Source organism: Nocardia wallacei (genome assembly GCF_029869545.1).
Taxonomy (GTDB): domain Bacteria; phylum Actinomycetota; class Actinomycetes; order Mycobacteriales; family Mycobacteriaceae; genus Nocardia; species Nocardia wallacei_A.
On record NZ_JARWQD010000390.1, the window covers coordinates 1 to 8,987 of the forward strand.

General features: G+C 70.1%; 10 protein-coding genes. 5 read left to right on the top strand and 5 right to left on the bottom strand.

The genetic code is table 11. The features are described 5' to 3' along the window. From QH290_RS36845 to yaaA, 3 genes are all read right to left on the bottom strand, one after another. On the bottom strand, positions 1–682 hold a 682-nt coding region (locus tag QH290_RS36845; protein ID WP_280388040.1), incomplete at its 3' end, for a DUF2252 family protein. 83 nt (positions 683–765) lie between these two features. Next, the gene (locus tag QH290_RS36850) at positions 766–2,184 is read right to left on the bottom strand and encodes a three-helix bundle dimerization domain-containing protein (protein ID WP_280388042.1); all 1,419 of its coding nucleotides are present in this window, start codon (positions 2,182–2,184) and stop codon (positions 766–768) included. Between the two features lie 213 nt (positions 2,185–2,397). Then, complete coding sequence (yaaA, locus tag QH290_RS36855; protein WP_280388044.1) at positions 2,398–3,141, bottom strand: peroxide stress protein YaaA; 744 nt, start codon at positions 3,139–3,141, stop codon at positions 2,398–2,400. A 102-nt stretch (positions 3,142–3,243) separates the two neighbouring features. Between yaaA and QH290_RS36860 the strand changes: the two genes are divergently transcribed. Beyond that, positions 3,244–5,001, top strand: a complete 1,758-nt coding sequence (locus QH290_RS36860; protein WP_280266327.1) for a proline--tRNA ligase — start codon at positions 3,244–3,246, stop codon at positions 4,999–5,001. Positions 5,002–5,138: 137 nt separating this feature from the next. Here QH290_RS36860 and QH290_RS36865 read toward each other — a convergent pair whose 3' ends face one another. After that, positions 5,139–5,573: a ferritin-like domain-containing protein gene (locus QH290_RS36865; RefSeq protein WP_280388046.1), complete on the bottom strand. Its 435-nt coding sequence runs from the start codon at positions 5,571–5,573 to the stop codon at positions 5,139–5,141. Next, entirely contained in the window at positions 5,570–6,103 is a 534-nt protein-coding gene (locus tag QH290_RS36870) for a hypothetical protein (protein ID WP_280266329.1), read from the bottom strand. Before QH290_RS36870 ends, QH290_RS36865 begins: the two co-directional genes overlap by 4 nt. Before the next feature lie 242 nt (positions 6,104–6,345). Here QH290_RS36870 and rimP point away from each other — a divergent pair, with 242 nt between their 5' ends. The 4 genes from rimP to QH290_RS36890 all read left to right on the top strand — a co-directional run. Then, positions 6,346–6,972 (top strand): ribosome maturation factor RimP, encoded by a 627-nt coding sequence (rimP, locus tag QH290_RS36875; protein ID WP_280388048.1) that lies wholly within the window; start codon positions 6,346–6,348, stop codon positions 6,970–6,972. Beyond that, complete coding sequence (gene nusA / locus QH290_RS36880; protein ID WP_280266331.1) at positions 6,969–7,997, top strand: transcription termination factor NusA; 1,029 nt, start codon at positions 6,969–6,971, stop codon at positions 7,995–7,997. The genes rimP and nusA overlap by 4 nt, the downstream gene beginning before the upstream one ends. Before the next feature lie 106 nt (positions 7,998–8,103). Next, positions 8,104–8,457: a YlxR family protein gene (locus tag QH290_RS36885; RefSeq protein ID WP_280266332.1), complete on the top strand. Its 354-nt coding sequence runs from the start codon at positions 8,104–8,106 to the stop codon at positions 8,455–8,457. 111 nt (positions 8,458–8,568) lie between these two features. Next, on the top strand, positions 8,569–8,987 hold a 419-nt coding region (locus tag QH290_RS36890; protein WP_280388050.1), incomplete at its 3' end, for a translation initiation factor IF-2 N-terminal domain-containing protein.

The window sequence follows — 8,987 nt, forward strand, 5'->3', positions numbered from 1 at the left end:
GTTCGGGATGCTCGCGCAGTTCGGTGAGCAGCCGGGGCGTGCGCCGCAGCGCGAGAAATGCGGTTGGGATGAGATTAACCGTGGGTTGGTGCCCGGCGCCGCGCAGCCGCACCACCGGGGGGGGGGGGGCGACGGGGAACCACCCCGCCCGGCTGCCCCGGGGGGCCTGGTGGTGCTTGGCCTCGCGGTCGGCCGCGGCCGCGGCCCGGACGGCGTCGCCGGTCTGCTGATCGGAGCAGCCGCCGTCGTGCGCGGCGACCGCGACGCTCGCCGCCAACCGCTTGACGTCCCATTCGAACGGGCCGGGCAGCGTCTCGTCGAAATCGTTGAGGTCGAACACGAGGTTGCGCTCCGGCGAGGCGTACAGGCCGAAGTTCGCGATGTGGGCGTCGCCGCAGAGCTGCACCCGCAGGCCGGTATTCGCGCTCTGCGCCAGATCCGCCGCCATGACCGCCGGGGCGCCCCGCAGAAAGGCGAACGGCGACTGCATCATTCGCGCGTACCGGATGGGAACCAGCAGGGGCAGCCGGGTGCGCGCCTGCTGCTCCAGGACCGCGACCGGATCCGCCCGGCCGGTATCGGGCTGCCACCTCCCGGCCTGGGTGCGGGTGAGGCGTTGACGGGCGGCCTTACCCTCCTCCGCCGAGGTCTTCTGTGCCTCCCGGACCGCCGAATTCACCATCAGGCAATTCTTCCGCTATCCGGACCGTAGGGCAAGGACCAGTTGTTTCACGGCGAGGACGGCACCTGGGGTGCTGATGGCAATCAGTTGTAGGACTCCGCGACGCCGTCCAGCAGGTGCTCGAGGGTGTCGTAGGCCGGGGTGTCCACCACGTCGACCACCTCGTTGGCGGCCGGAATCTTGTGGTCGGCAACGACTTTCGTGAACTGCGACGCGTCGTTGGGGCGGAAGCCGTGCTCGGCGGCCAGGCGCTGCAGTTCGGGGTCGGTCGACAGCAGCCGCCCGATGCGGTCACCCTCGGGCGTCAGCGGGACCAGGGTGTGCCGCGACAGCACGGTCGGCGACGGGTACAGCAGCGTCATATCCGGCTGCAACCGGCCCTGTGCCCCCGCCTCCACGAACTGCGCCTCGTAACACCACACCAGCGGCGTGGGCCCCATCCCCGCGGACAGGTACTGGGCGAACGGGCCCTCACTGGAGCTGTCGGTGAAACCCTGCTTGGTGAACAGCCGCGCCACCTTGGACACCACGAACTCCTCGGCGGTGCGGCCGCGCACGATCGAATTGTCGTTGGCGACATATCCGGCCACCGCCAGATACATGGCGGCCGAGTTGGAGGTGCGCGGATCGGTGGTGGAGATGAGCACGCTCTTGCGCACCGGGTACTCGGTATTACCCTCCAGCTGATCCCACTGCACGCCGCGCAGCGTGAGGTCCAGATAGCGGTTCATATCGAACGTCGGCACCGGTCCCGGACGCACCACCCCGGCCTTGGTCAGCAGGTCCGCGATCGGCCGGAAGGTCGCGATCGCCATCGGCGAGGAGAACGGCGTGTAACGGGCGGTGACATTGCGCTGACGCAGAATCCGTTCCGCCGCAGGGGTACTCGACGGAAAGGCGAAGTCGTAGTTGCCGAGGTCGACCGTCGTCGCGATCTGGCGCGAACCGGCCGGATCCACCTGCACGCGCAGGCCGTTGCGGGCGAAGGCGTCGACCACGCGCGGATCGGTGAAGAACGCCGACTTCTCCGAGCCGGCGATGCCGCCGACGGTGGTCAGCGACGGGGTTGCGGCAGTGGGGGATTCGGAGGAACCGCTCATGCCGACGGCGACCGCCACGGCCACCACCACCGCGAGCGCCCCGAGGGGGAGGGCGAGCTTGCGCGCCGTCCACGGCGGCGACACCAGACCCTTGGCCGTGGACCGCCATCCGCCCGGGTTGCCGGTGGGTGACTCGGGCGCCTCCGAGACGGCCTCGGCGGCAGCGGATTCCGGCTCCGGCTCCGGCGGCTCCAGCTCCCGCCGGGCCAGGCGTTCCACCAGAATCGGCACGAAATCGCGCACCGACGTTCCGTCGAATCTGTTTCGTGCCGCACCCACCACCTTTTCCACCCGCTCCGCGGAATGGCTGTCGTTATAGATCTCGACAAGGCGATTCGTCAGCTCGCGCAGCGCTTTTTCTTCACGGGCGGCCTTGTCCTCAGGGGTGGTCTGCACACCCACGCCAAGCTCCTCGGCATCGCATTCGGCAAATGCGCGCGGTCCGCGCGCGGCACAGACATTACGGTACGCCACCGGCCATTCCCAAGCGGGGCAATATCTTACGCGCAGGTTGCGTGAAAGAAACTGGCAGGCACAGGGTTTCGTCACCCAGAATTCGAATCTTCGACGGGCGGTATTCGATTCGAATTGGGCCCTGCGCTACCGGGAATTCACTCAGGTGAGAATCAGCAGTTCGGCCGAGGACGCGATCTCCACGCGCAGCCCGGCCCTTTCGGCGACCCGGGCCAGCCCGCGAATATCCGACGGCTCGGCGCGCCCGCACACCAGCGCCCGCGCCAGCAGTCCCTTGTGATGCTTGTTGAAATGACTGACCACCGTGCGGGTCCCGTCGGGGCGCTCGGTGAGCACGGTCGCGGTGACCGCGCCGGGCACGCGGCCCAGCTGCTGATAGGTCCCCGAGCGCAGATCCACCACCAGGTGCCCGGCCGTCTCGGCCTGCAGCGCCGGAGCCAGCACCGGCTTCCACAGCGACGAAAGTGTCGGCAGCCCGGGCAGTTTCGACCCGCCCGAGAGCCGGTAGGCCGGAATCGGGTCGCCCGCGCGCACCACCCCGAACAGCGCCGAGCCGATCGCCAGCCGCCGGTAGGCCTTCTCCCGCTGAGCCTTGGTGAACGACCGGGCATCGAGCGCGTCGTAGAGCACTCCCGTATAGCGCTGCAGCGCCGGGCGGGTCGGCGCACTGCGCAGCGCGGCATTGCGGGCGATCTCGGGCTCGGCCCCCTTGCCCAGTCCGAGCGCGGCGCGGGCGGCCGCGGGATCGGCCGCCAGGTCGGTCAGCGCGGTGACCAGCTTGTCGCGCACCACGTTGAGCTGCGGCAGCGACAGCTCGTCCAGGTCCAGCGGCCCGAGCGCGCCGCCGTCCGACTTGGTTTCCGAGGGAGGCAAGATCACCAGCACGAGCCGTTACGGTACCGGCGCGAACGACCGCGGTGCGGAGGCGGTGGCCTATGCACGATGCCTTGTCGGTATCGCGGGAGCGGGGGGCTACTCTGTGGACCCGTGATCACCCGTCTCTCCCACCTGTTCCTGCGCACCCTGCGTGACGATCCTGCCGACGCCGAGGTGCCCAGCCACAAGCTTCTCGTCCGCGCCGGGTACGTCCGCCGCGCCGCGCCGGGCGTCTACTCGTGGCTGCCGCTGGGACTGAAGGTGCTGCGCAATGTCGAGAACGTGGTGCGCGAGGAGATGAACGCCATCGGCGGCCAGGAGATCCTGCTACCGGCGCTGCTGCCGCGGGAACCCTACGAGGCCACCAACCGCTGGACCGAGTACGGCGACACCATGTTCCGGCTGCAGGACCGCAAGGGGGCCGACTACCTGCTCGGGCCCACCCACGAGGAGATGTTCGCGCTCACCGTCAAGAGCGAGTACAACTCCTACAAGGATCTGCCGGTCACGCTGTACCAGGTGCAGACCAAGTACCGCGACGAGGAGCGGCCGCGCGCCGGGATCCTGCGCGGGCGCGAGTTCGTCATGAAGGACTCCTACTCGTTCGATCTGGACGAGGCCGGGCTGCAGGCCAGCTATGCCGCGCACCGAGCGGCGTACCAGCGCATCTTCGACCGGCTCGGGGTGAAGTACGTGATCGTGGCCGCCACCTCGGGCGCGATGGGCGGCAGTGCCTCCGAGGAGTTCCTGGCCGACAGCCCGGTCGGCGAGGACACCTATGTGATCTGCCGCGAATCCGGTTATGCCGCCAATGTGGAGGCCGTGGTCACGCCCGCGCCGCCGGAGATCGCGATCGAGGGGCAGCCCGAGGCGACGGTGTACGACACCCCCGACACGCCGACCATCGCGACGCTGGTCGACTGGGCCAACGCCGCGGGCATCGACGCGCGGCTGGGCCGTCCGGTCACCGCCGCCGACACGCTCAAGAACGTGATGGTGAAGCTGCGCCACCCCGACGGCAAGACCGAGATCCTCGGCATCGGCGTCCCCGGCGACCGCGAGGTGGACGACAAGCGGATGGGCGCCTCGCTCGAGCCCGCCGAGGTGGAGCTGCTCACCGACGAGGACTTCGCCGCCAACCCGTTCCTGGTGAAGGGATACATCGGGCCGAAGGGGCTGCAGGACAACGGGGTTCGCTATCTGGTCGATCCGCGCGTGGTATCCGGGACGTCCTGGATCACCGGCGCCGACGCCCCCGGTAAGCACGTGGTCGGCCTGGTCGCGGGCCGCGACTTCACCCCCGACGGCACCATCGAGGCCGCCGAGGTCCGCGACGGCGACCCCTCACCCGACGGCCGCGGCGTGCTGCACGCCGCGCGCGGCATCGAGATCGGCCACATCTTCCAGCTCGGTTACAAGTACACCGACGCCTTCGAGGTCGACGTGCTCGGTGAGAACGGCAAGCCGGTGCGCCTGATCCAGGGCTCCTACGGCATCGGCGTCTCCCGCATGGTGGCCGTGCTCGCCGAGCAGATGCACGACGACAAGGGCCTGCGCTGGCCGCGCGAGGTGGCACCGTTCCAGGTGCACGTGGTCATCGCCAACAAGGACGACGCCGCCCGCGCGGGCGCGGAACAGGTTGCCGCCCAACTCGATACGGCGGGCCTCGAGGTCCTGCTCGACGACCGCACCGCCTCCCCGGGCGTGAAGTTCAAGGACGCCGAACTGCTCGGCATGCCCCTGATCCTGGTCGTCGGCCGCGGCTGGGCCGACGGCAAGGTCGAACTCCGCGACCGCTTCGCCGGAACCACCGAGGAGATCCCGGCCGAGAACGCGGTCGAAGCGGTACTCGCCAAGGCCCGCGCCTGAACACCTGACTCGCCCGCATCCCCCGGCAGCCCGCGCGGCCTCGTATTCCCGGCACGCTTTTGGCCGGGATCCGGTGAGACGAGGGCGGATTCCGGCCGAAAGCGAGCCGGAAATGTGGTGGTCGTCGCGGGGTCTGCTCAGGGTTTGCCTGGGAAGGCGGCGGTCGGCGGATTGGTGCCGAGAATTGATTGCCAGGTGGCCAGGCGCACCGCGCATTCGGTGAGGGCGTCGATACCCGTGCGGCGAATATCGGGGGAGCTGGCGCGTTCCACCACCGAACGCCAGGCGATGGCGGTGTCGGATTCGACGGTGACCGCCAATTTCGCGGCGGGGATGGGATCGTTCACCGGGAACGGGGGCGGGTAGGCGGCGGCCGGGGCGGGCACGGGGGCGCCGACGGCCTTCAGGGCGTCGATGGTGGCGTCGCGGCGGGCGCGGTGCCCCGCGGTGAACTCCGCAACGATCTTGTTGCGGTCGGCGGCGGCATAGGCGGCGATGACGCCGTAGGCGTAGACCGCGGCGTACTCGGCGTTGAGGGCGTCGGTGAGCGCCTGCTGATCGGGCGTGGTCACGGCAGCAGCACCCCCGCGTGCGTGGCGCAGCAGGCGCTGATCGAGCTGAGCAGACCCGCTCGGTATCCGGTTTGGCTCACCGCCAGGTCGGCGGCCGAGCGCTGCGACCGGGCCAGCTGCTCGCGCACCGCCGCGACCGTCGGCGGCGGGGTGGGCGCCGGGGGCGGGGGAACGGGCGGGGTATCCGACCGCGGCTTGGTGCCGTCGCCGTAAACGCCTACGGCGCGGTCGATTTCGGCGCGCAGCGCGTCGGCGTGCTCGGTGCGCTGCGCGGCGATCAGCGTCAGTGCGGGCGTGCGGTCGGGGGCCACGGCCACCGCCGCCTGCGCCCACACCGCGTCGGTGCGGGCCGACTGCTCCTGCCCCAGCAGCACATCCGGCGCCGCGGGCTCGTCCTCGGCGCAGGCCGCGGTGCCCAGCGCGACGGCGGCGACCGCGCCGCCGCCCGCGATCCGCAGCATCGAACGGCGGTTCAGCGCAGGAGTATTCGCCGCGGCTGACGGCCCGGTGAGGTGATGGGTGCTCGGCACGCCTACATCGTGCCAGGCATTGTCGCGGCCGAATCGGGCGAGGGGCGCCGACACGCGCCGATGCCGTTACGCACGGACGGGGGCGGGAAACTCGGGCGGGTTGGCTGGTCCTTTACACTCTGGCAGCGCGTTAGGCTAGAGCTGCGGCGGAGTATTTCGCCGCCGATGCGTGCTGACCAAGGCCGACCAGGACCGATACCGACAACTCCACCGCGTCACAACTGAACCAGGAGCCGCCCCACATGCCGATGCCTACCGAGGAAAGGGTGAGCCAGCTCGTTGCTGGGCTCGTCGAACGCCGAGGATTCGACCTCGAGGGCGTGTCGATCACGGCCGCGGGCGGGGCGCAGGCGCGGGTGCAGGTGACCGTGGACGGCGATCGGGCCATCGACCTGGACACGATCGCGGAGTTGAGCTCGGAGGTATCCCAGGCCCTCGACGACGCCGGTGATTTCGGCGAGACCCCCTACTTACTGGAGGTCACCACGCCGGGCGTCGAACGCCCGCTCACCGCACCCCGGCACTGGCGCCGCGCGCGCGGCCGCAAGGTGCACGTCACCATGCGGCCCGGCACGCCCGGCCCGGACGGTCCCGGCAGCTTCGACGCGCGCGTCGGCGCCGCGACCGACTCCGAGGTGGCGCTGGTGCTGGGAGGCAGACGAAAACCGCATCGCGTCACCGTGCCGCTCGCCGATATCGGCAGCGCCGTCGTCCAGGTGGAATTCTCCGCGCCCGGCGCGGTGGAAATGGAGCTCGCGGGGGGCGTTTCCCCCGGCCGACCGGAGCCGGGCGCCGACTCCGCGACGGATCCAGCAGATCCAGCAGTGTCCAGCCGAGTAGCCGTGTCGACCGAAGGGATCGTGGAATGAACATCGAAATCGAAGCCCTGCGGGCGATCGTCGCCGACAAGGGAATCTCGATGGAGACGGTGATCTCCGCGATCGAGTCCGCGCTGCTGACGGCGTACCGGCACACCGAGGGTCACCAGCCCAACGCGCGCATCGACATCAACCAGAAGTCCGGCGTGGTGCGGGTGATGGCCCGCGAGCTCGACGCCGACGGCAATGTCATCTCCGAATGGGACGACACCCCCGAGGGGTTCGGCCGCATCGCCGCCACCACCGCCCGCCAGGTGGTGCTGCAGCGGCTGCGCGACGCCGAGAACGAGAAATCCTTCGGCGAATTCTCCACCCACGAGGGCGATATCGTCGGCGGCGTGGTGCAGCGCGACGCCCGCATGAACGCCCGCGGCACCGTGGTGGTGCGCATCGGCAGCGAGGCACACGGCGCCGAGGGGCTCATCCCACCGGCCGAACAGGTCCCGGGCGAGACCTACGAGCACGGCGATCGCATCAAGTGCTACGTGTACGCGGTGTCGCGGGGCCCGCGCGGCCCGCAGATCAACCTGTCGCGCTCGCACCCCAATCTGGTGCGACGGCTGTTCGCCCTCGAGGTGCCCGAGATCGCCGACGGCTCGGTGGAGATCGTCGCGGTGGCGCGGGAGTCGGGGCATCGCTCCAAGATCGCGGTGCGCACCAACGTGCCCGGGGTCAACGCCAAGGGCGCGTGCATCGGGCCGATGGGGCAGCGGGTGCGCAACGTGATGAGCGAGCTGGCCGGGGAGAAGATCGACATCATCGATTACGCCGAGGATCCGGCCACCTTCGTCGGGAATGCCCTGAGCCCCTCGAAGGTTGTCTCCGTCACGATCGTGGACCCGGACGCCCGCGCGGCCCGCGTCGTCGTCCCCGACTTCCAGCTCTCGCTGGCGATCGGCAAGGAGGGCCAGAATGCCCGCCTGGCGGCGCGATTGACCGGCTGGCGCATCGACATCCGCAGCGACGCGGCCCCGGACGTGTCCGGTTCGGTGGGTACGGAGGCCCAGCACAACTAGGCGCAACCACCGTCATCATCCCGGAAATCAGGGTGCACGACCGGAATGCTGCTGGTGGGATGACATGTTGGTAACTAACCAGAGGGCTGGATGCGGAGATCGGGACATGGCAGCGGTAGAGTGGACGCAGGCTCAGCACGAGCCTCCGGTTTCTACGCGCTCCGCGCGGGTCGAGGCACCGCCCTCGGGTCCCGTTCGGACGTGTGTGGGATGCCGGAAGCGCGAGCTGGCCGCCGATCTGTTGCGGGTCGTGGCGCACTCGTCCGATGAGGACGGCGTTGCGGTCGTTCCCGATCCGCGGCACAGACTTCCCGGACGGGGTGCCTGGTTGCACCCCGCTTCGGCTTGTCTGAGCACGGCAGAGCGGCGCCGAGCGTTCGGCAGAGCGCTACGAGTGTCCGGAAAACTGGATATCTCAGCCCTGGAGCACTACATCGAGAACAGGCACGAGCACTCATGAGCACACCGTGAAGTACCAGCGATGATCGGCCATCGAAGATAATCGGAGGTCGTGCGGGCTTTCCGTCCACCGGGACGGACTGTCGCGCTCGACCTCTCAGTGAGGAGAGCAGTGGCAGGCAAGGCCCGCGTGCACGAGTTGGCGAAAGAACTCGGTGTCACGAGCAAAGAACTACTCGCACGGCTGAAGGAGCAGGGCGAGTTCGTGAAGTCGGCGTCGTCGACGGTGGAGGCACCCGTCGCGCGTCGGCTGCGGGAGTCGTTCTCGGTGAAATCCGCGTCGAACGGCACCGCGAAATCGGCCGCGAAGCCCGGTTCCGGCCAGGCCGGTCGCGCGGCGGACAAGCCCGCGACCCCCGGCCCGCGTCCGGGTCCGCGTAACGCCGCGCCCAGCCCGGCGGCGCAGGCCAAGCCGGCGCCGGCGCCCGCCGAGCCGTCCGCACCCGCGGCCGAGTCCGGCGCTCCCGCGCCGGGCGCCCCGCCCCGGCCCCCGGCGCAGCCCCGGCCGGCCCCCCAGCCCGGGCGCGTATT